22 protein-coding genes are annotated in these 20,461 nt (G+C 55.2%); 16 read left to right on the plus strand and 6 right to left on the minus strand.

Features of this window, described 5'->3' with window-relative positions:
- Positions 1–75 precede the first annotated feature (75 nt).
- On the plus strand, positions 76–777 hold the full coding sequence (locus tag C1J02_RS00620) for an HAD family hydrolase (RefSeq protein WP_114876682.1): 702 nt from the start codon (positions 76–78) through the stop codon (positions 775–777).
- 8 nt (positions 778–785) lie between these two features.
- Here the strand turns inward: C1J02_RS00620 and C1J02_RS00625 are convergent, their stop codons facing one another.
- Complete coding sequence (locus C1J02_RS00625; RefSeq protein WP_114876683.1) at positions 786–2,006, minus strand: argininosuccinate synthase; 1,221 nt, start codon at positions 2,004–2,006, stop codon at positions 786–788.
- A gap of 125 nt (positions 2,007–2,131) precedes the next feature.
- Between C1J02_RS00625 and ilvA the strand changes: the two genes are divergently transcribed.
- Both ilvA and C1J02_RS00635 read left to right on the plus strand, forming a co-directional pair.
- The gene (gene ilvA / locus C1J02_RS00630; protein WP_114880282.1) at positions 2,132–3,364 is read left to right on the plus strand and encodes a threonine ammonia-lyase IlvA; all 1,233 of its coding nucleotides are present in this window, start codon (positions 2,132–2,134) and stop codon (positions 3,362–3,364) included.
- 11 nt (positions 3,365–3,375) lie between these two features.
- Positions 3,376–4,188 (plus strand): SDR family oxidoreductase, encoded by an 813-nt coding sequence (locus tag C1J02_RS00635; RefSeq protein ID WP_114876684.1) that lies wholly within the window; start codon positions 3,376–3,378, stop codon positions 4,186–4,188.
- Here C1J02_RS00635 and C1J02_RS00640 read toward each other — a convergent pair.
- Positions 4,185–4,517: an Hpt domain-containing protein gene (locus C1J02_RS00640; protein WP_114876685.1), complete on the minus strand. Its 333-nt coding sequence runs from the start codon at positions 4,515–4,517 to the stop codon at positions 4,185–4,187. The two genes, C1J02_RS00635 and C1J02_RS00640, sit on opposite strands and share 4 nt — an antisense overlap.
- 151 nt (positions 4,518–4,668) lie before the next feature.
- Here C1J02_RS00640 and C1J02_RS00645 point away from each other — a divergent pair, with 151 nt between their 5' ends.
- Complete coding sequence (locus C1J02_RS00645; RefSeq protein ID WP_254693175.1) at positions 4,669–5,952, plus strand: PP2C family protein-serine/threonine phosphatase; 1,284 nt, start codon at positions 4,669–4,671, stop codon at positions 5,950–5,952.
- Here C1J02_RS00645 and C1J02_RS00650 read toward each other — a convergent pair.
- Positions 5,940–6,377 (minus strand): NUDIX domain-containing protein, encoded by a 438-nt coding sequence (locus C1J02_RS00650; RefSeq protein ID WP_114876686.1) that lies wholly within the window; start codon positions 6,375–6,377, stop codon positions 5,940–5,942. The genes C1J02_RS00645 and C1J02_RS00650 overlap by 13 nt on opposite strands.
- Before the next feature lie 78 nt (positions 6,378–6,455).
- On the opposite strand from C1J02_RS00650, the gene C1J02_RS00655 reads away from it, so the two are divergent.
- From C1J02_RS00655 to C1J02_RS00685, 7 genes are all read left to right on the plus strand, one after another.
- Complete coding sequence (locus C1J02_RS00655; protein WP_205389840.1) at positions 6,456–7,454, plus strand: Hsp33 family molecular chaperone HslO; 999 nt, start codon at positions 6,456–6,458, stop codon at positions 7,452–7,454.
- Complete coding sequence (locus C1J02_RS00660) at positions 7,447–8,043, plus strand: CoA pyrophosphatase (RefSeq protein ID WP_114876688.1); 597 nt, start codon at positions 7,447–7,449, stop codon at positions 8,041–8,043. Before C1J02_RS00655 ends, C1J02_RS00660 begins: the two co-directional genes overlap by 8 nt.
- Complete coding sequence (locus C1J02_RS00665; RefSeq protein ID WP_114876689.1) at positions 8,019–9,197, plus strand: CCA tRNA nucleotidyltransferase; 1,179 nt, start codon at positions 8,019–8,021, stop codon at positions 9,195–9,197. The genes C1J02_RS00660 and C1J02_RS00665 overlap by 25 nt, the downstream gene beginning before the upstream one ends.
- Positions 9,198–9,368: 171 nt before the next feature.
- Positions 9,369–11,207: an ABC transporter ATP-binding protein gene (locus tag C1J02_RS00670; RefSeq protein WP_114876690.1), complete on the plus strand. Its 1,839-nt coding sequence runs from the start codon at positions 9,369–9,371 to the stop codon at positions 11,205–11,207.
- A complete protein-coding gene (locus tag C1J02_RS00675) occupies positions 11,204–13,036 on the plus strand; it encodes an ABC transporter ATP-binding protein (protein ID WP_114876691.1) in 1,833 nt (610 codons plus the stop codon). Before C1J02_RS00670 ends, C1J02_RS00675 begins: the two co-directional genes overlap by 4 nt.
- Positions 13,037–13,074: 38 nt before the next feature.
- Entirely contained in the window at positions 13,075–14,295 is a 1,221-nt protein-coding gene (locus C1J02_RS00680) for a class I SAM-dependent RNA methyltransferase (RefSeq protein ID WP_114876692.1), read from the plus strand.
- Between the two features lie 138 nt (positions 14,296–14,433).
- Positions 14,434–14,931 carry a murein L,D-transpeptidase family protein gene (locus C1J02_RS00685; protein ID WP_114876693.1) on the plus strand — a complete coding sequence of 166 codons (498 nt, stop codon included), beginning with the start codon at positions 14,434–14,436 and terminating at the stop codon, positions 14,929–14,931.
- 41 nt (positions 14,932–14,972) lie between these two features.
- On the opposite strand, the gene C1J02_RS00690 is transcribed toward C1J02_RS00685, so the two are convergent.
- Entirely contained in the window at positions 14,973–15,482 is a 510-nt protein-coding gene (locus C1J02_RS00690; RefSeq protein WP_114880284.1) for a CAP domain-containing protein, read from the minus strand.
- A gap of 170 nt (positions 15,483–15,652) precedes the next feature.
- Here C1J02_RS00690 and C1J02_RS00695 point away from each other — a divergent pair, with 170 nt between their 5' ends.
- Together C1J02_RS00695 and C1J02_RS00700 are read left to right on the plus strand one after the other, a co-directional pair.
- A complete protein-coding gene (locus C1J02_RS00695) occupies positions 15,653–16,264 on the plus strand; it encodes a L,D-transpeptidase (protein ID WP_114876694.1) in 612 nt (203 codons plus the stop codon).
- 143 nt (positions 16,265–16,407) lie between these two features.
- Positions 16,408–16,590: a hypothetical protein gene (locus tag C1J02_RS00700; RefSeq protein WP_114880285.1), complete on the plus strand. Its 183-nt coding sequence runs from the start codon at positions 16,408–16,410 to the stop codon at positions 16,588–16,590.
- Between the two features lie 78 nt (positions 16,591–16,668).
- Here C1J02_RS00700 and hemH read toward each other — a convergent pair whose 3' ends face one another.
- Both hemH and C1J02_RS00710 read right to left on the minus strand, forming a co-directional pair.
- A complete protein-coding gene (hemH, locus tag C1J02_RS00705) occupies positions 16,669–17,715 on the minus strand; it encodes a ferrochelatase (RefSeq protein ID WP_114876695.1) in 1,047 nt (348 codons plus the stop codon).
- A gap of 57 nt (positions 17,716–17,772) precedes the next feature.
- The gene (locus C1J02_RS00710) at positions 17,773–18,591 is read right to left on the minus strand and encodes an SAM-dependent methyltransferase (protein WP_114876696.1); all 819 of its coding nucleotides are present in this window, start codon (positions 18,589–18,591) and stop codon (positions 17,773–17,775) included.
- Between the two features lie 11 nt (positions 18,592–18,602).
- Between C1J02_RS00710 and C1J02_RS00715 the strand changes: the two genes are divergently transcribed.
- Genes C1J02_RS00715 through C1J02_RS00725 form a run of 3 tightly spaced genes read left to right on the plus strand, consistent with a single transcriptional unit; the run spans position 18,603 to position 20,461 of the window.
- Positions 18,603–19,337, plus strand: a complete 735-nt coding sequence (locus C1J02_RS00715; protein ID WP_114876697.1) for a ComF family protein — start codon at positions 18,603–18,605, stop codon at positions 19,335–19,337.
- Positions 19,338–19,373: 36 nt separating this feature from the next.
- Positions 19,374–19,631 carry a glutaredoxin 3 gene (gene grxC / locus C1J02_RS00720; protein WP_114876698.1) on the plus strand — a complete coding sequence of 86 codons (258 nt, stop codon included), beginning with the start codon at positions 19,374–19,376 and terminating at the stop codon, positions 19,629–19,631.
- Positions 19,631–20,461, plus strand: coding sequence for a carbon-nitrogen hydrolase family protein (locus tag C1J02_RS00725; RefSeq protein ID WP_114876699.1), 831 nt, complete (start codon positions 19,631–19,633; stop codon positions 20,459–20,461). Before grxC ends, C1J02_RS00725 begins: the two co-directional genes overlap by 1 nt.

Consider the following 20,461-nt stretch of genomic DNA (forward strand, 5'->3'; position numbering starts at 1 on the left):
AGTACGCCGTAACATTTCTAGCGTCGCCAGAGCCGGTGAATCGACGTTCACACCCCTAAAGAAAGCGATCGGAAAATGCGCATTGCAATGTGGTCTGGACCTCGAAATCTGAGCACCGCAATGATGTACAGTTTTGGCGCGCGTTCAGATTTCGCGGTGATGGATGAACCTTTTTATGCGGCGTATCTGGCACGGTCCGGTGCCCTTCATCCGATGCGCGATGATATTCTAAAGCACCACGAGACCGATCCGGACAAGGCAGCGCTGGCCTGCGCCAAAGCCGGATCGCCGCATCTTTACATGAAACATATGCCGCACCACATGCTTGATGGGTTTCCTATGGAATGGGCAGCGGATTGCGTAAACATCCATCTGATCCGGCACCCGGCCCGCGTCATCGCAAGCTATGCCGCCAAACGCGAGGCACCGACGCTTGAGGACATCGGATTTCGCCAACAAGCTGAACTATATGGACGAATTGGCGGTTTGATCATCGACAGCACAGATATTCGGGCTGATCCCGAAGGGATGTTACGCGACCTGTGCCGTGCGATTGATTTGGTCTTTGATCCTGCAATGCTGCATTGGCCCGAGGGGCCCAGACCAGAGGACGGCGTCTGGGCCGCGCATTGGTATGGTGCGGTGCACCGCAGTACAGGATTCGCGCAAGCAGAGGGCCCTTTGCCGAAGGTTGACGCACAAAGCGAAGCGGTGTTGGCACAAGCTTTGCCTTATTATCAGATGCTGTCTGCAAATAAGCTCAGCAGGCCTTGTTAGTCTCTGTTTTAACGCTTTAGCCGCTTTTCTCGGGCTGCAAGCAATTTCAGGCGCAGGGCGTTCAGTTGAATGAACCCTTGGGCGTCTTTCTGGTCGTATGCGCCGGCGTCATCTTCAAAAGTCACATGCGCCTCGGAATACAATGAATGATCAGACCAGCGGCCAACAGTACGCACATGGCCCTTGTAAAGCTTTAGCCGCACTGTGCCCGTCACATGGGTCTGGCTTGCGTCAATCGCGGCCTGCAACATTGTGCGTTCGGGGCTGAACCAGAAGCCGTTATAAATCAGCTCGGCATATTGCGGCATCAATTGATCCTTGAGGTGCATGGCACCCCGGTCGAGCGTGATTGATTCGATGCCGCGATGCGCCTCAAGAAGCAAAGTGCCACCTGGCGTTTCGTAAATCCCGCGTGATTTCATACCGACAAAGCGACCCTCAACCAGATCAAGGCGCCCGCAGCCGTGCTTTCCACCAAGCTCATTCAGTTTGGTCAGGATCGTGGCCGGTGACATTGCCTCACCATTGATGGAAACCGCATCGCCGCGTTCAAACCCGATTTCAACATATTCGGGTGTGTCTGGTGCGTCTTCAGGGTTGACCGTGCGCTGATACACGTAGTCAGGCGCATCAACGGCGGGGTCTTCCAGCACTTTGCCTTCGGAAGACGTGTGCAGCAGGTTTGCATCAACACTAAACGGTGCCTCGCCGCGTTTGTCTTTCGCAACGGGAATTTGGTTCTTTTCGGCAAATTCCAATAGCTTGGTGCGGCTGGACAAATCCCACTCGCGCCAGGGTGCGATCACCTTGATATCTGGATTAAGCGCGTAGGCGGCCAGTTCAAACCGAACCTGATCGTTGCCCTTGCCCGTCGCGCCGTGTGCAACTGCATCTGCACCCGTCTCGGCAGCAATTTCCACCAGACGTTTCGAAATCAGCGGTCGCGCGATAGAGGTCCCCAACAGATAAAGCCCTTCGTAGACCGCATTCGCGCGGAACATCGGGAAAACAAAGTCGCGCACAAATTCTTCGCGGACATCTTCGATGTATATCTCAGAGGCACCCATCATCTCGGCTTTTTTGCGGGCGGGTTCCAGCTCTTCGCCCTGACCCAGATCGGCGGTGAAAGTCACCACCTCGCAGCCATATTCGGTTTGCAGCCATTTCAGGATGATCGAGGTATCAAGCCCACCGGAATAGGCGAGGACAACTTTTTTAGGTGCGGACATGACAGGTTCCTTTGCAATTCGCCTCGCGGGGTATCGGGTTTTTGAAGGGCGGGCAAGAATGAAGCGGCGCGTTGACCTGTGCGCCGCGCAGGCCTATCGACAGATATCAGGTTGAGGGGCTAAAAGTGACCACAGATTTCCAAGAAAAGGCGCGTGCAGGCACCCAGGCGATGCGGATGGTTTTTCCGGCAACGCCCCTCATGCGCAATGACCATTTGTCGGAACGATTTCGTGCCGAAATTTGGCTAAAGCGCGAGGATCTAAGCCCGGTGCGTTCCTACAAATTGCGCGGTGCATTTAACGCAATGCGCAAGGTGATCCCCGAAAAGTCGGTATTTGTGTGTGCGTCAGCAGGCAACCATGCGCAGGGCGTGGCCTTTATGTGCAGCCACTTTGGCGTGCGCGGCGTTATTTTCATGCCCGTCACGACCCCGCAACAAAAAGTGCAAAAGACGCGGACGTTTGGCGGTGCACAAATCGAAATTAGGCTCGTCGGAGACTATTTTGACAAAACGCTGGCAGCGGCCCAAAAATTCTGTGCCGATGAGGGGGCCTATTTTCTGTCCCCCTTTGACGATGACGACGTGATCGAAGGTCAGGCGTCTGTCGCGGTAGAGATTGAAGAGCAACTTGGGCGCATTCCCGACCACATCATATTGCCTGTTGGCGGCGGTGGATTGTCGTCAGGTGTGCGGAGTTATTTTGGTGAACCCTGCAAATACACCTTTGTAGAGCCTTCCGGCGCACCCAGCCTGGCCCGCGCGCTGGCGAACGGTGCACCGGTTGATGTGTCCCCGATCAACAGTTTTGTGGACGGTGCAGCCGTCGCAAAGATTGGCGCGCGCAATTTTGAACGGCTGAAGGATGTGAACCCAAAAGATGTGATCGACCTTTCAGAAGACCGCATTTGTGTGACGATAGCCGAGATGTTGAACGTGGAAGGGATTGTGCTGGAACCTGCAGGCGCGTTGTCAATTGAAGCGCTGGGCGAGGTTGCCGAAGAAATCAAAGGGAAAACTGTGGTCTGCATCGCCTCTGGCGGAAATTTTGATTTTGAGCGCTTGCCGGAAGTGAAGGAAAGGGCGCAACGGTATTCGGGGGTAAAGAAGTATTTCATTTTGCGGATGCCGCAGCGGCCCGGTGCACTGAAAGAGTTCTTGAACATTCTTGGGCCGGAAGATGATATTTGTCGGTTCGAATATCTCAAGAAATCGGCCCGCAACTTTGGATCTGTGCTGATTGGGATCGAAACACGGAGCCCTGAAAACTTTGAACCTTTCCTGCAACAACTGATTGAATCCGGGTTTACCTTTACCGACATTACCAATGACGAAACGCTTGCGCAGTTTGTATTGTGAGGGGCTGACAGATGAAATTTGCAGACGCCTCAGTTGTTATAACAGGTGCCGGAAGCGGAATCGGTGCGGCACTGGCCCGCCACGCGGCACGGTTGGGCGCGCGCGTCTGTGTTTCAGATCTGGATGGCGACAGGGCAAAGGCGGTCGCTGATGAGATTGGCGGCGTCGCCGTCCAATGTGATGTGCGTGACGAAGCGGCAGTCCAATCGCTGATAAAGACGGCATCAGCCACGCTGGGTGAGATTGACATTTATGTCTCTAACGCGGGGATTGGTGCGGGTGAACCAAGCCACGCAGCCTCTGCATCAAATGATGTCTGGATGCTGAATTGGCAGGTGCACGTGATGGCGCATGTCTATGCTGCGCGCGCGTTGTTGCCGCAAATGATTGCACGCAAATCTGGTCATCTGGTCAATGTGGCTTCGGCGGCAGGGTTGCTTAACCAAATTGGTGATGCGGCCTATTCTGCGACAAAACACGCTGCAGTCAGCTTTGCGGAATCGCTCGCGATTACGCATGGCGCTGATGGGGTCGGCGTATCGGTCGTCTGTCCACAATATGTCGCGACACCGCTTTTGGGATTATCTGATGAGGACGCGCAAAACCGCGCTTCTCTGTTGACCGCAGATGATGTCGCGGCGGTGATTGCTGATGGAATTGAGGCGAACCAATTCATGATCATGTCACACCCGGCAGTGCATGGATATGCCGTCAATCGGGCGCGGGACCATGACAGATGGATCGCGGGCATGCAGATGTTGCGTGAAAAAGCGATTGAGACTTCGGGCACTGCCCGAGCCGAGACGTTGTATAAACTTGTCTAGGTTGCCAGAACGCCGGGAAGCTTGCTTAAAAACACAACTTTGGACGCATCGTAAGAAGCAAGGATATTGGGTACATCCACATCACCCGCTTTACCTTGCGCAGAAGCAGTTTCGCCGTCCTGGCACAGGTTTGCAAAGTCACTGAACCCAAGGCTTAGGGCGCTGCCTTTGAGAAAGTGCAGATCACCCTCGAGGGTCGTCTGGTCGGACGTGACTTTGACACGCGCCGCGACCTCTTCAACCTCTTCAAGGAACAGGTCGACGACTTCCTGAAAGTCATCTGCACCCACTTCATCGCGAAGCTCTTTAACGCGTGTCCAGTCAATCATCCGCAGACTCCTTCGTTTGCAGATAGAATGACGGGATTTATTAAACAAAGTTTGATCAACGAATGTCGGAATGGTCAAAATTTTACCATTCATCCTAACTTAAACATGGCAGGCTATCGGGTGGGGGATTATTTTTAAGACTGACGAATAAATGGCCCGATTTTCCCCTGCGTTTGCTCATCCTGGCGGCGACGCAAATTCAAGTAAGATGAAACTGGTGTTGGTTGTCGATGACAGCCGCCTGCAACGGCGCATTTTGGCAAAGTCATTGGTAAAATGGGGTTTTGAGGTCGAAGAAGCCGAATCTGGCGAAGCAGCAATTGCGTTTTGCAAATCATGGCGACCTGACCTGATCTTAAGCGACTGGATGATGCCGGGCATGTCAGGGCTGGAATTCTGCCGCGCGTTCCGGGAATTGTCGGATGGCCACTATGCCTACTTCATCCTTTTGACATCCAAGAGTGAAAAGGAAGAGGTAGCGCGCGGGCTGGATTCTGGCGCGGATGATTTTCTGACTAAACCCGTCGACAACAACGAACTGCGCGCGCGGATTACCGCGGGGGAACGCATATTGCATATGCAGCGCGAATTATCCGAAAATAACCGGCTGATTTCGGACACGTTGGATGAACTGCAGCGGGTCTATGATTCCCTTGATAAGGACTTGTTAGAGGCCAAGAAGTTACAGCAATCGTTGTTGCGCGAACGTCACAAAACCTTTGACCAAGGCACCCTTTCACTGATGCTCAGATCCAGTGGGCACGTCGGCGGTGATCTTGTTGGATTTTTTCCGGCGGGTTTGGGGCAATTGGGATTATTTGCAATTGATGTGTCTGGCCACGGCATCAGTTCGGCTTTGATGACGGCGCGGCTGGCGGGGTATCTATCAGCAACCGCGCCAGATCAGAATGTGGCGTTGGAGCGCAAGCCTGATGGCAGATATGCCGCGCGCCCGACGAGCGAAGTGATTGCGACTTTGAATGACCTCGTTCTGAACGAGATGGAAACGGAGCACTACTTTACCCTTATGCTGGCTGTTGTGGACCTGAACACTGGCAGGGTGACCATCGGGCAGGCGGGCCATCCGCATCCGGCAATCCAGCGACGAGATGGCAGTATTGTTCAGACCGGTACAGGCGGGTTTCCTGTGGGCCTTTTGTCAGGCATTTCATTTGAACAATTCGATGTACAGCTTGAGTCTGGCGACCGGCTGTTGATCCTGTCGGATGGGGTGACTGAATGTCCTGATCCAGCGGGTCAATTGCTGGGTGAAGACGGCCTTGAACGGATCATGGTCAAACTGAGAGACGTTAAGGGCACGGCGTTATTGGAGGCGCTGATTTGGGAGCTGACTGATTTTGCTGGCGGGGCTGATTTCCCCGATGATGTGTCAGGGATATTGTTTGAATACTCAGGCGTCGATCAAAGGCCATAACGCGTCAGAAACATACGATCACCGTCGTTGCCGAGTGCTGCAACCGCCTCTGATGCGGACAAAACCAATGTGATGTGATCGGGCTCAAGTGGCTCCCTGATTTGTCGAACGGGATGCGCCGCGTAAACATGGCATAACTTTTCTGCCCACATGTCATATTCCGGCATGTACACAAACCGACGAAACGCACCCAGCCGACGCGGTCGCGCAATCCGCCAGCCAACTTCTTCAAGCACCTCGCGATGCAACGCCTGTATCGGGGATTCGCCGGGGTCGATACCGCCGCCGGGCAGTTGAATGTCAAACACTGGTTCGGTTTGCGCTGTCATCAAGAACCGCCCCTTAAGGGGCAGGATGGCATAGGCACCGGGTCGCAAACGATAGTTCTTTTCTGGCTTCGGCGGTTGCCCCACACGTCTGATCATATGTTTGCCCCTTTATCCAAGGCTTGCCGCCCCTATATAGACGCGGTATGCCAAGCGGCCCCCGATAAGGAAACCCCAATGACTCCCGATACACAGCCCGGCCAAATGATTGCATGGGACGACAGTGTTCTGCCTTTTCAGCTTGATGGTGCCGACATCCGTGGTCGCGTGGCCCGGTTGGATGGTGCGTTGGAAGGTATCTTGCGTCAGCACAATTACCCGCAACAGGTAGAAGCGCTTGTGGCTGAAATGGCGCTGCTGACCGCGTTGATCGGGCAAACGATCAAAGTGCGCTGGAAGCTCTCGTTGCAGGTACAGTCCAAAGGTGCGGTGCGAATGATTGCCACAGACTATTATGGACCAGAAGCTGACGGAAAATCCGCGCGCATTCGGGCCTATGCCAGCTATGATGCGGATCGTTTAACCGATGCAACACCGTTTGATCAGGTGGGTGAAGGTTACTTTGCGATCATGATTGACCAAGGCAAGGGGATGGCACCGTATCAGGGCATTACACCCCTCGAAGGCACCTCTCTTTCTGCATGCGCCGAGGCATATTTTGCGCAGTCTGAACAGCTGCCGACCCGGTTCTCGATGAGCTTTGGTCGGTCATCAGGTCCAAACGAGCCAGAGCATTGGCGCGCTGGTGGTGTGATGTTGCAGCATATGCCCAAAGCCTCGCCCTTTGTCGCAAAGGGTGAAGGGTCAGGGGGCGTCTTGACGGCGACCGATCTGGTGCACGGCGACGAAGAAGAAAACTGGAACCGGGTGAATGTATTGCTCGACACAGTAGATGATCTTGAGCTTATCGGACCCAGCATTGCCCCCACGGACCTGTTGTTGCGGCTGTTTCACGAAGAACTGCCACGGGTCTTTGACGCGCAGGCGGTGCGATTTGGGTGTTCGTGTTCCGAAGACCGTGTCCGGCAGAGCCTGTCGATCTATTCGGCCAGAGACATCGAGAAAATGACAACCGATGACGGCCGTGTGACCGCAGATTGTCAGTTCTGCAGTGCGCATTACGACCTGGACCCGGCCACTGTCGGGTTTGAGGCCAAAGCGACCAGCGGTGAGTGATCAGGTTCAGCCATATCGGGACGCCTTGGCGCAGACGGGCGTCGGGTCGTCTGACTTTGATTTGAATGCTGATGTGGTGTTGCCTGAGGGGCGCGTGTTGCGCCCTGCGGGCGTGCTTGCGCCGATCATCGAACAAAATGGGCGGCTGGAGCTGCTGTTGACCAAGCGTTCGTCGGCATTGAAGCATCACCCGGGCCAGATTGCCTTTCCCGGCGGAAAGCAGGACGAAACCGATGCAGATGTTGTTGCGGCCGCATTGCGCGAGGCGCGCGAAGAAATTGGTCTGTCGCCCGGCATCGTCGATATTTTGGGGACGTTGCCAGCACACGAAACTGTAACAGGGTTCAATGTAACCCCGGTCATCGGTTTCATCACTGAACCGTTTGAGATCAGCCCGGAACGCGGTGAGGTCGAAGAAGTGTTTTCCGTTCCGCTGGATCACGTGCTGAATCCCGGAAATTACCTGATCCAGTCCCGGCGGTGGCGCGGGAAACGACGGCATTATTACGTTGTTCCTTACGGGCCCTATTACATCTGGGGCGCAACCGCGCGTATGTTACGGGCATGGACCGATCGAATGATATCGTAATCCCGGCCAAGACCGGCTTTTTGAATGACCCTGAGGCGCAGAGGGTTTGCCGTGTTATTACTGGCGCGGGATATGATGTTTATTTTGTTGGCGGCTGTGTGCGCGATGCAGTGCTTGGGAAACCAGACAGTGACGTGGACATGTCAACAAATGCGCGACCAGAGCAGGTCATGTCCCTTGCCGAAGCGGCGGGATTAAAGGCGGTACCCACCGGGATAGACCACGGCACTGTGACAGTGATCTCTGGCAAGGACGCTTTCGAGGTTACAACTTTTCGTCGCGATGTGGCGACAGATGGTCGGCGCGCTGTGGTCGCTTTTTCAGACAATATCGCCGATGACGCGCGGCGGCGTGATTTTACCATGAACGCATTATATTCAGACCCAAACGGGCGCATTATCGATCCACTGGGCGGGCTACCAGATCTATTGGCGCGCAAGGTCAGGTTTATCGAAGATGCCAGTGCGCGTATCCAAGAGGACTATCTGAGGATTCTCCGATTCTTCCGGTTTTCAGCTTGGTTCAGCAATCAAACGGCGGGCTTTGATCCCGATGCCTTGGCGGCAATTGCGGCAAATACCGGCGGGTTAGAGACGCTTTCAGCAGAACGTGTTGGACAGGAAATGACAAAATTGCTGTCGGCTCCTAACCCCGCCCCGGCAATTGCGGCCATGCGCCAAACAGGCGTGCTTTCGGCCATATTGCCGGGATCGGACGACCGATGGCTTTCAATCGTGGTGCATATTGAACAACATCTAAAGATTGATGTGGATTGGGTTGGACGTCTGGCGGCACTGGGCGGGCAGGATGTCGCGGCTCGGCTCAGGCTCAGCAAAGCCAATGCGCGCAAACTGGAACTGCTGCGAGACACTGGGTTTTCCGGTCCGCCATTGCCGGAAGTCGCTTATCGTCATGGAGCGGAAATAGCCGAGCAAGCGCTTTTGTTGCGTGCTGCACTGGCTGAGCATATGCCGGAAACAGCCATGTTAGAGACGATAAAAAAGGCCAGCCAGGCCGTTTTTCCCATCAAGGCTGCCGACCTGATGCCGACATTCAAAGGCCCGGCGTTGGGCGCGCGTCTGGCCCTGCTTGAAAGTGAATGGATCGCTTCCGGTTTCACGCTGAGTGGCGTTGAATTGCTTGATCTGCCGTAGTGGGTCGACAGCCAGCTAAAATTTGGCTAGATCAGGTGGCATGGAGATGGAGGAATGCAAAATGTATCGCGGGATCTGGTTCGGCTAAGGCTGACATAACCACACCCCACTGTTGGGCCTGCGGCTGCAGCGCCTGATCATTTTGCGCTATCTGTCCTAAGGTTTCCCGCCATGTTCCGTTTTTTTGAGAACCTCGTTAATCCCTATGTGGATTACGATGAACAAGACCATCCGCCTCAGGCGCTTTGGCCGTTTCTGCGTGACTATTCGCGGCCATTCTTCTGGGTGTTTGCCCTGACGACGGTCATGTCGATTGTGGTCGCAGCGATTGAGATCGGTCTGATCTACTACATGGGCCGCATTGTTGATCTGCTGGGCACTGACCCTGCGCAGATGTGGGAGAACTACGGCACTGAGCTGATCATTGTTGCCCTGTTCGTGATCTTCATCCGACCCATCGTGCAGGGCCTGGATGTCGCATTGCTCAACAATACCATCCTGCCCAATTTCGGAACATTGATCCGGTGGCGCGCGCACAGACAGGTGTTGCGGCAATCGGTAGGTTGGTTCGAAAACGATTTTGCGGGGCGAATCGCGAACCGGATCATGCAAACCCCGCCCGCCGCGGGCGAGGTCGTGTTTCAGGTGTTTGACGCGATATCCTATTCGCTGGCCTATTTGATCGGGGCCGCGATATTGCTGTCTACTTCTGATCTGCGGCTGTTGATCCCGCTTGTAGGTTGGTTTGCGCTTTATTCTTGTTTGGTGGCCTGGACGGTCAGACGCGTCGGCCCGGCGTCCAAGGCGGCGTCGGATGCGCGGTCTTTGGTAACCGGGCGCGTGGTGGATGCCTATACCAATATTCATTCGGTCAAAATGTTTGCGCATCATGATCTGGAAGTCGATTTTGCCAAAGAAGCGATCGAAGGGGCGCGGAAGACATTCCAAAAAGAAATGCGGATTTTTACGATCATGGACATGACGCTGGTCGCGTTGAATGGCTTGCTTATTGTCGGCGTTGTCGGGTGGGCATTGGCGCTATGGATAGCCGGTGAGGCAAGCGTGGGTGTTGTCGCTGCTGCCACAGCGTTGACCTTGCGGCTCAATTCAATGACCGCATGGATCATGTGGGCATTGTCCTCATTTTTCCGCGAGCTGGGTGTCGTGGCCGAAGGGATGGAGACCATCGCACAGCCGATCAGTCTGGTGGATGACCCATCTGCGCCAACGCTTGATCTGTCGCGGGGCAAGATTGAAATGAAGCGGCTGACCCATCACTACGGGCGCGCTTCGGGGGGTTTGCAATCTGTTGACCTTATCGTTCAGCCGGGTGAAAAAATTGGATTGGTTGGGCGGTCTGGCGTAGGGAAATCGACCCTAGTTAAGCTGTTATTGCGGTTTTATGATGCGGAAGGTGGTCAGATCCTGATTGACGATCAGGACATCGCAACAGTGCGGCAAGACAGTTTGCGGCGGCACATTGGGATGGTGCAGCAGGACAGTTCGTTGTTGCACCGCTCTGTGCGCGACAACATTCTTTATGGCCGTCCTGATGCGACCGAAGATCAGATGATCGCGGCGGCGAAACAGGCGCAGGCGCATGAGTTTATCCTTGATCTGTCTGATCCCGAAGGGCGGCGCGGCTATGATGCGCGCGTCGGCGAACGCGGTGTGAAATTGTCAGGCGGTCAGCGCCAGCGGATTACGCTGGCGCGCGTAATCCTCAAGGACGCGCCGATATTGTTGCTGGACGAGGCGACCAGTGCGCTGGACAGCGAAGTCGAAGCCGTTATTCAGGAAACGCTTTATGGGATGATGAAAGGCAAAACCGTGATTGCAATTGCGCACCGTCTTTCCACCATCGCCGAAATGGACCGTATACTGGTGATGGATCAGGGCAAGATTGTCGAAGAAGGCAGTCATGACGCGCTTTTGGCACGTGGCGGGCTATATGCAGATTTCTGGGCGCGCCAATCTGGTGGGTTCCTGAAACTGGATGACGACACGTGAGCATTTCTGACTGGATCAACCCATTCTCTGCTGCAAAGGGCCCGCCGCCCCAATCGCTGGGCGCGTTTATGCGGTGGTGTCTGTCCGGGGCCTGGCCGGTTTTGTGGCTGGCCGCGTTTATTTCGGCCTTTGCCGGCGTGATGGAGGCGGGAACAGCGTGGATACTGGGCCGGATCATCGATGCGACGGTAAAGAGCGGACCGGACCAGTTTTTTGACGGGACCAATATCGCCCTGATCCTTGGCGCGCTTGCGTTCTTTTTGGTGGCACGTCCGATCCTTTTTGGCCTGTCGGCAGCATCCAATTCAATCATGGTTGGCCCAAACGTAAACCCGATGGTCCTGTCGCGTTTGCACCGCTGGACGTTGGGGCAGAACGTTACCTTTTTTGATGATGATTTTGCGGGGCGGATCGCACAGAAGCAGATGCAGACAGCACGTGCTGTTACGGATGTTGCCGTCGAAACGATCAACGTGGTCGCTTTTGCGCTGGCATCCCTGGTCGGGTCGGTGGCTTTGCTGATTGCGATTGACTGGCGCGTTGCGATTGGGTTTTCAGTCTGGCTCTTGCTTTATCTTGCCCTCATCTATTGGTTCCTGCCGCGTGTGCGCAAACGGTCGGCGGGTCGTGCGGGTGCACGCGCGATGGTGTCAGGGCAGGTGGTGGATACGATCACCAATATCAAAACGGTCAAACTGTTTGCCCACGCCGATCATGAGGACCGCGCGGCGCTGGGCGCGATGCAGACGTTTCGTGCGCGCGCATTGGAATTTGGCTATTTGGCCGCGGGTTTTCGGCTGGCTTTGATGAGCCTTGCCGGGCTGCTTCCTGTTTTGCTGTTGGGCGGCACGGTGATGTTGTGGCAACGCGGGTTGGCGACCGAAGGTGACATCGTTGCGTCGGGTGCGATTGCCATTCGCATCGCGCAGATGACTGGATGGGTCAGTTTTACGCTGATGGCGATCTATTCCAGCATTGGCGAGATTGAAGATGGCATGCACACTTTGACCCCGCGCACCCGCCTTGAGGACAAACCAAATGCGCGGGCGCTAGTGGTGTCAGACGGCCAGATCGACATCTCTGACCTCGGATTTGCCTATGGTCGCAAGACAGGTGGCATTGATGGCATCACTTTGACCATCAGGCCGGGCGAAAAGCTGGGAATTGTGGGTGCGTCGGGCGCGGGGAAATCGACCTTGGTCGCGTTGCTTTTAAGGCTCTATGAAGCGGAAAAGGGCACAATTTCAATTGACGGATGCGACATCCGGGATGCGACGCAAGAAAGCCTGCGGCAGAACATTGGGATGGTGACGCAGGAAACAGCGATGTTTAACCGATCTGCGCTTGATAATATCCTTTACGGTCGCCCGGATGCGACAAAGGAACAGGTGATTGACGCAGCAAAGCGGGCGGAAGCGGATGCGTTTATCCAAGACTTGCAGGATCACAAAGGCCGGCGTGGATATGCCGCCCATCTGGGAGAACGCGGCGTCAAGCTTTCTGGTGGGCAACGCCAACGCATTGCATTGGCGCGCGCCATTTTGAAAGACGCACCGATCCTCATTCTGGATGAAGCAACATCAGCCCTTGATAGCGAGGTCGAAGCGTCCATTCAGGCTGCCCTTGCCCGTGTGATGGAAGGCAAAACCGTCCTTGCCATTGCGCATCGGTTGTCCACGTTGACCGAAATGGACCGTATTGTCGTCATGGACGAGGGTCGCATCGTTGAAAGCGGCACGCATGAAGGGTTGCTGGCACAGGGTGGTCTTTATGCGCGCTATTGGAACCGTCAATCTGGTGGCTTCCTAAACGCGCGGGCCGCCGAATAGGGCTTTAGCATGATGCGTCACCGCTGTATGGCCGGAACATGACAGAACATTTTATCACGCGTTTGGGTCACCACGGCGACGGCATTGCCGAGGGTCCGCTTTATGTGCCGATCAGCCTGCCGGGTGAGGTGGTGACAGGTCGGGTCGATGGGCAAGCTTTGCGTGATGTTAAGATCGTCAGGCCGAGCGATGATCGGGTGTCACCCCCGTGCAGACATTTCAAATCCTGCGGGGGATGCCAACTCCAACACGCTTCAGATGAATTTGTTGCACATTGGAAGCTGGAAGTGGTGCGAAATGCGCTGGAAGCGCAAGGATTAGAGACTGTTTTGCGACCAATCACCACGTCGCCGCCGCAGTCGCGCAGACGGGCAACTTTTGCGGCGAAGCGGACCAAGAACGGTGCGATGGCGGGGTTTCATGGCCGCGCGTCTGACGTGGTAATTGAGGTGCCGGGCTGCCAACTTGTTCAACCCGATGTGTTGGCGGGACTGCCGATTGCGGAAAAGCTTGCCGTTGTCGGCACCAGCCGCAAAGCGGCGCTTGCGGTCACGGTCACCTCATCAAAATACGGGCTGGATGTTGCGGTTCAGCATGGCAAGTCTCTGGATGGTCCTTTGCGGCAGGAATTGGCCCAGCTTTGTGATCAACTGGGTCTTGCCCGGCTAAGTTGGGATGGCGACGTGATTGCCATGCGCAACCCGCCGCGCCAACAGTTTGGCAAAGCACAGATCACACCACCACCCGGCGCGTTTCTGCAGGCGACGGATCACGGCGAGGTCGCGTTGTTGGCAGCGGTCAAAGAGGCTGTTGGCGACGCAGGTTACGTTGTTGATCTGTTTGCGGGCTGTGGAACATTTTCATTGCCGCTGGCCGAAACAGCAAGAGTGCATGCCGTCGAAAGTGATGCAGAGATGCTGTCCGCGCTGGATAAGGGGTGGCGGATGGCCGAGGGATTGAAACCAGTTACAACTGAGACACGGGATTTGTTCCGTCGGCCAATGTTGCCCGATGAGTTGATCAAGGCGGGGGCCGTTGTGCTTGACCCGCCGCGTGCCGGTGCCGAACGGCAGGTTGCTGAGTTGATTGAGGCCGCTGTGCCGCGGATCGCCTATGTATCGTGTAATCCGGTAACGTTTGCCCGGGACGCGCATGCGTTGGTTGCGGCTGGATATACATTGAACTGGGTGCAGGTTGTGGATCAGTTTCGCTGGTCGTCACATGTCGAATTGGCTGCATCTCTGACCAAGACAATCTGACAGCTAAGCCATTGTCCAGGGGCAACAATTGCCCCTATTCTATGACGTATCACCTCTTTTTGACTGCAAAATATTCAGTTATATGCTAGTCGAGTTTGAAAAGAGCTGGAAGAGCTTGGGCATTTGGGACAGCAGGACATGAATCGCAGAAATCTAATTCTTGGTGGCACCGCGCTTGTGGCATTGGGGGCGTGCAGCACAAGCAAGTTCAAACGCTATAGTGGTCCTGAAGTGACCTATGTCATCGTGAACAAGGAACAGCGTCGGATGATGTTGCTGCATCATGACAGGGTGCTCGAAGCCTACAAGATCAGGCTTGGGTTCGCGCCAATTGGCCATAAGACATTTGAGGGCGATGGCCGGACGCCGGAGGGTCTTTACCGCATTGACAGACGGAACCCGAACAGCAAATTCCATCTGTCTTTGGGTATTTCATATCCCAATCAAACGGACCGCGAAGTTGCCAATGCGCTGGGCAAACAGCCGGGCGGTGATATCTTTATTCACGGCCAAAAGGATCCACGGAAGAAAGACAAATCCGATTGGACCTGGGGCTGCATATCAGTGACGAATAAGCAGATAGAAGACGTTTACGCGATGGTGCGCGACGGCACACCGATTGCGATCAATCCATAGCGATCGTTGAAGTTGGTGCGTTCATCGACCCCTTTTCTGGGTCAGCTGCCCATCACCAACGTCCACCAGATTTTGCCGCCGTTTTCCTGATGCCAGGAAAAACCCATGTTACGGGCATCGGGTGACATGATCACGCGGCGTGTGTCAGGCTGGTCCATCCATGCCGCGAGCGTTTCAAGTTCGGTCTCATAGGTTTCCGAAATGGTTTCACCGACCAGGCCGCCAGCATATCCGACCCTTTGGATGCGATCGACCGGGGACGAGCCGTCAGAGCCAAAGTGCCAGGGCCGGTTTTGGACCGACATATCGCGTGAGTGGGTTGCAGCGGCGGCATTCAAGTTTGAATTGAGCTGAACGGGTGCCACGCCAGCCGAGCCGCGCAACGCATTAATCGAATCAAGCATGCGGAACTGGATCTTGCCGGCGTCAGCGCGGCTGATCTTGTAGGCCCTCGGCAATGCTCGGCCATCAGTACCGATTTGTGGCGTTACAGGAGTACAGGCCGCAAGGGCAATCGTTACGGAAAGTAGTACTGATAGAATACGGATCACGGCGCAGCTCCACACAAATTTGATTTTGTCTGCCTTACATCGGCATGCGTTGCAGTTCAAACGCACATCGGCGTTACTCTGCTAAATGACGCGGGTTTGATTTGATACTGCGTCTTTCGCGCCATATATACATGGCAAATGTAGCAAATGCCGATTTATGGAGACATCAAATGTCTGATAAGCGATTCAATCTTAATAGCCGCCGGGCTTTTCTGGCCGGTTCCGCAGCTATGCTTGCTGCACCGGCAATAGCGCAAGATGCAGCTGCTGTGAATTCGGCGGCGACCACGGTGAATGAGCGCGATCTGAATGAAACAGTGCGCCGCAATATCTCAAGTTTCCGCACCTTGGACTGGCAGCCGTATTTCTCAAACACGAAGAATGGTGCGATTCTGGTCGATATCGACAGTCGCGCTGTACACTATTGGTCTGAGAATCAAAGTATTTACAAACTTTACCCCTCAAGCGTCCCGCTGACGGAAGATTTGACCCGTCGTGGCCGGACATCGGTGGTTCAGAAGGTCGATGGCCCAAGCTGGCGACCGACACCTTCGATGCTTAAGCGCAACCCAGAATGGCCTGCGTATATCGGACCGGGCCCTGATAATCCGCTTGGGACTCATGCGCTTTACCTGAGCTGGACGTACTACCGCATTCATGGCACCCACGACACACGCAAGATTGGCCGGAAATCGTCGAACGGGTGTATTGGCCTTTATAATGAACACATTGCGGAGCTCTTTGCGATGACCAAGGTCGGTACACAAGTGTTGCTTATTTGACGACATTCGGGTGCATCTGGGGCTGAAAAGTGGAATCTGGGTTTGCAATCACCCGGCGATGCTGTTTAGAAAGTTTCACGAGGTAAGTCTTGGGTGCGTGTGAGTACTTTTTGTGCTGCACGCCTTTTCTGGAGGTTATGAATATGAAAAAACTCGTTCTCGCCGCTGCTCTGTCAGCTGCTGCATCGACTGCATTTGCCGGTTCTTTGGCAGATCCAATCATCGAAGCGCCTGTTATCGTTGAAGAAGCAAACTCTTCTTCTTCTGGCATCCTGATCCCGCTGCTTTTGCTGGTCGTGGTTGCTGCTGCTATTGCTGCCGACTAATCGGTAATAGTATCTAAAACGAAAAAGGCGGTGCATTGCACCGCCTTTTTTGCGTTTTAACGACAAGGGATTGGCCAATTAAGCGAGCCAGCCTTGCAAATTCTCTTCGATGATATTCGACAGTGCCGCGATGTGTGCATCGTCATCGTTCAGGCAAGGAATATAGGTGAATTCTTGACCGCCTGCGTGTTCAAAACTCTCTTTGATTTCTTCGTTAATCTCTTCGAGCGTTTCGATGCAATCGGCTGAAAACGCCGGTGCGCAGACAGCGATATTCTTGATCCCCGCCTCAGCTTGCCGCGCAACTTCCTCAACGGTGTAGGGCTGCAACCATTCCTCAGGACCAAACTTTGATTGGAACGTGGTCATGATCTGGGTGTCATCCCACCCCAGACGCTCTTTCAGCAGCCGCGTCGTTTTCTGGCATTGGCAGTGATATGGGTCGCCTTCCGTCAAATACCGAATGGGTACGCCGTGGTACGAACAGATCAACAGATCAGGTTTGGTTTCAGCCGCCGCATAGGCCGCCTCAATAGATCCAGCCAGCGCATCAATATAATCGGCCCGGTCAAAATACGCAGGGACAGTGCGCGCAGAGGGTTGCCATTTCTCTTTCGCCAGCGCCGCAAAAAAAGCATCATTCGCTGTCGCAGATGTGGCACCGGCGTAATGTGGATATAGCGGAAAGAACAGGATCTTCTGACATCCAGCGGCGGTCATCTCGGCGACCTTTGATTGTGTAGAGGGATTGCCGTAGCGCATACAAAAATCGACCATAACGTCATCGCCATAGCGTTTCTGCATCGCCGATGTGATCTTGGCGGTCTGGGCCTTGGTTATGGTCATCAGCGGGCTTTCGTTCTCGGCCTCGTTCCAGATGGATTTATACGCAGCACCGCTGGTAAAGGGTCGTTTGCTGAGAATGACCAATTGCAAGAGCGGCTGCCAAAGCCATGGGCTGTAATCAATGACGCGCCGGTCTGAAAGGAATTCACCCAAGTATCGGCGCATCGACCAGTAGTCGTAATGATCCGGCGTGCCCAAATTTGCCAGCAAGACGCCAACCTTTGGACGGGGCAGTTTTGGATGGTCGGTATCGGCATGTTCCGGGCGCGTAAGCTGCATTCAGTTGTCCTTGGTATATCTTCGTTTTCTGATGAAATAGGCGCTGTGCCTCTGGGGTCAATTGGGCAGTTTTGTCTCATCCGTGTGCAAGGCATCTGCAAGCCGCTGTTTGGCGGACCCGGGGCGCAATGGCTTGGGCTGGCTGTCGTCGGGTGCCCAACCGGTCAGGAATATCAGATCGAAGGTTGCAACGATGCGTCCGTCGCCTGTTCCGAAATGGCTGTGGTAAAGATCTGCGGCGTGTTCCAGTACTTTCCGCGCTGTTGGGCGGCGCAGGCGGGCGTGCAAGGCATTGGTTTCGCCCATTGACCGCAAATCACGCATCAGACGCCACATGTCATCGTATTCGACACGTAAAGGCATGGCGTCAGCGACCGGCAACGCAAAGCCTGCCCGCTGCAGCAGCGCTCCCATGTCGCGAAGCTCGGCCATCGGTGCCACGCGAGGGGACATCCCCCCGGTTATCGTAGCCTCTGCCTGGCCCAGGCACGCGCGCAATTCATGCAAGGTCTGGCCACCGAAACACACAGACAGAAACAGCCCATCTGCCCGCAAAGCGCGCCTGCATTGGATCAGCTGCCCCACCGGATCATTGGCCCAATGCAACGCCATCGCGTGGACCACAAGATCATGCGCACCTTGATCAAGGGTCAGCACCTCATCCGCAGGCGCGGCCAGTGCAGCGGGCAATTGCGGTGCCCAAAAACTGGGGAAACCAGTCACAATGGCAGGTGCCTTAAACGATTTGTTAATCAATTCCAGCCGATCCTGAATTTCATCTGCGGCAGATTGGTGCAGGAACATGCCTGCCGGGGTCGCGCGTGCGCGGTTGCGGGCAAGTTTTGCAAGATCGGTCATGATGGGCTGTGCAGTCATTAAGGATCAATATGACGTTGTTGCAGGGATTTCAAACTGCGTTGAACTTTGTCTATCCGGCGCGGTGTCTGACCTGCGGCGCGATGGTGGACAGCGATTTTGGCCTATGTGGGCCATGCTGGCGCGACACGGCATTTGTGGGCGGGGCCGCCTGTGACAGTTGCGGTGTGCCCTTGCCGGGTGTTGATGTCAGTGGCTCACTACAATGTGATGGCTGCCTTGCGGCCCCCCGGCCATGGGTTCAGGGGCGTGCGGCCCTGGTGTATCGCGATACAGGCCGTAAGCTGGTTCTTGCCCTGAAACCCGGCGACCGACAGGAAATCGCCCGCCCTGCATCATTATGGATGGCCAATGTGGTGCAAAGCATCGCACCCGAAAATGCGTTGATTGCGCCAGTTCCGCTGCATTGGAGCAGACTGATGAAACGGCGCTACAACCAATCCGCATTGCTTGCCAAGGCGTTATCGACGCGGCTGGAGAAAGAATGGTGCCCGGATCTATTGCAAAGGGTTCGGCGCACCAGCTCTCTGGATGGATTGGGCAGCCAGGAACGGTTCCAAATGTTGGAGAATTCGATCCGTGTTCACCCAAAACGGCGACACAGATTGGCCGGCCGTCCGATCCTGTTGGTGGATGATGTAATGACCTCTGGTGCGACGTTAACCGCCGCTGCGCAGGCATGTCTTGATGCGGGTTCTGGGCCAGTGCGCGTGGTAACACTGGCGCGCGTCGCAAAAGATACCTAAATCTGGTGCCAACATCGCGTTCAAAGAGGCCCAGCCATGAAACCTGTCGAAATCTATACCTCGCCGCTTTGCGGCTATTGCCACGCTGCCAAACGATTGCTGACCCAGAAAGGCGTCAGTTTTTCTGAAGTCGATGTGTTGGCGGAACCGGGGCGGAAGGCCGAAATGATGCAACGTTCAAATGGTGGGCGTACCGTGCCACAGATTTTTATCGGTGATACGCATGTGGGCGGTTCTGACGAGCTGCATGCGCTGGAACGCGCGGGCAAGCTGGACGCTTTGTTGGCCGCATAATGAAAGCGGCGCTTGTACAGCTGAATGTTTCGGATGATCCGGTGGCAAACCTGCCAGTGACCGTCCAGTTGGTTCGGGATGCAGCGGCGCAGGGCGCGCAGTTCATCCTGACCCCCGAGGTCACAAATTGCGTATCGACAAGCCGAGAACATCAAAAAAGCGTTTTACAGCTTGAGGCGGACGACATCACATTGGCCGCTCTGCGGCAGGTCGCGTCGGACACCGGTGTCTGGCTGTTGATCGGTTCGCTGGGACTAAAGACCGAGGACGCTGACGGGCGGTTTGCGAACCGGTCCTTTCTGATTGCGCCTGATGGGTCGATTGCCGCGCGATATGACAAGATCCATATGTTTGATGTTCAGATCAACGAGACAGAGACTTATCGCGAATCAGCAGGCTACCGTCCCGGTACGCAGGCGGTGATGGCACAAACGCCTTTTGCAAATATCGGATTGAGCATTTGCTATGATATGCGGTTTCCGCTGCTCTATCAGTCGCTGGCAAGCGCCGGGGCGCAAATCCTGACCGCGCCAGCGGCCTTTTCGCCGGTGACCGGTGCCGCACATTGGCATGCTCTGCTGCGAGCGCGGGCGATTGAGACGGGGTGTTTTGTCTTGGCACCAGCGCAGACCGGAACCCATGCCAGCACAAACCATAAAACCCGCGATACCTATGGTCATTCTTTGGTCGTTGATCCCTGGGGAGAAGTGATTTTGGACGCCGAAACAGACACTGGCGTTTACATCTTTGATCTGAATATGGAAAAAGGGGTGGCAGCACGCCAAAAGGTGCCAAGCCTTGCCAATAGGCGCAGGTTCTCAGACCCCTGA

The sequence above is a fragment of the Sulfitobacter sp. SK011 genome, from assembly GCF_003352065.1.
Lineage (GTDB): Bacteria > Pseudomonadota > Alphaproteobacteria > Rhodobacterales > Rhodobacteraceae > Sulfitobacter.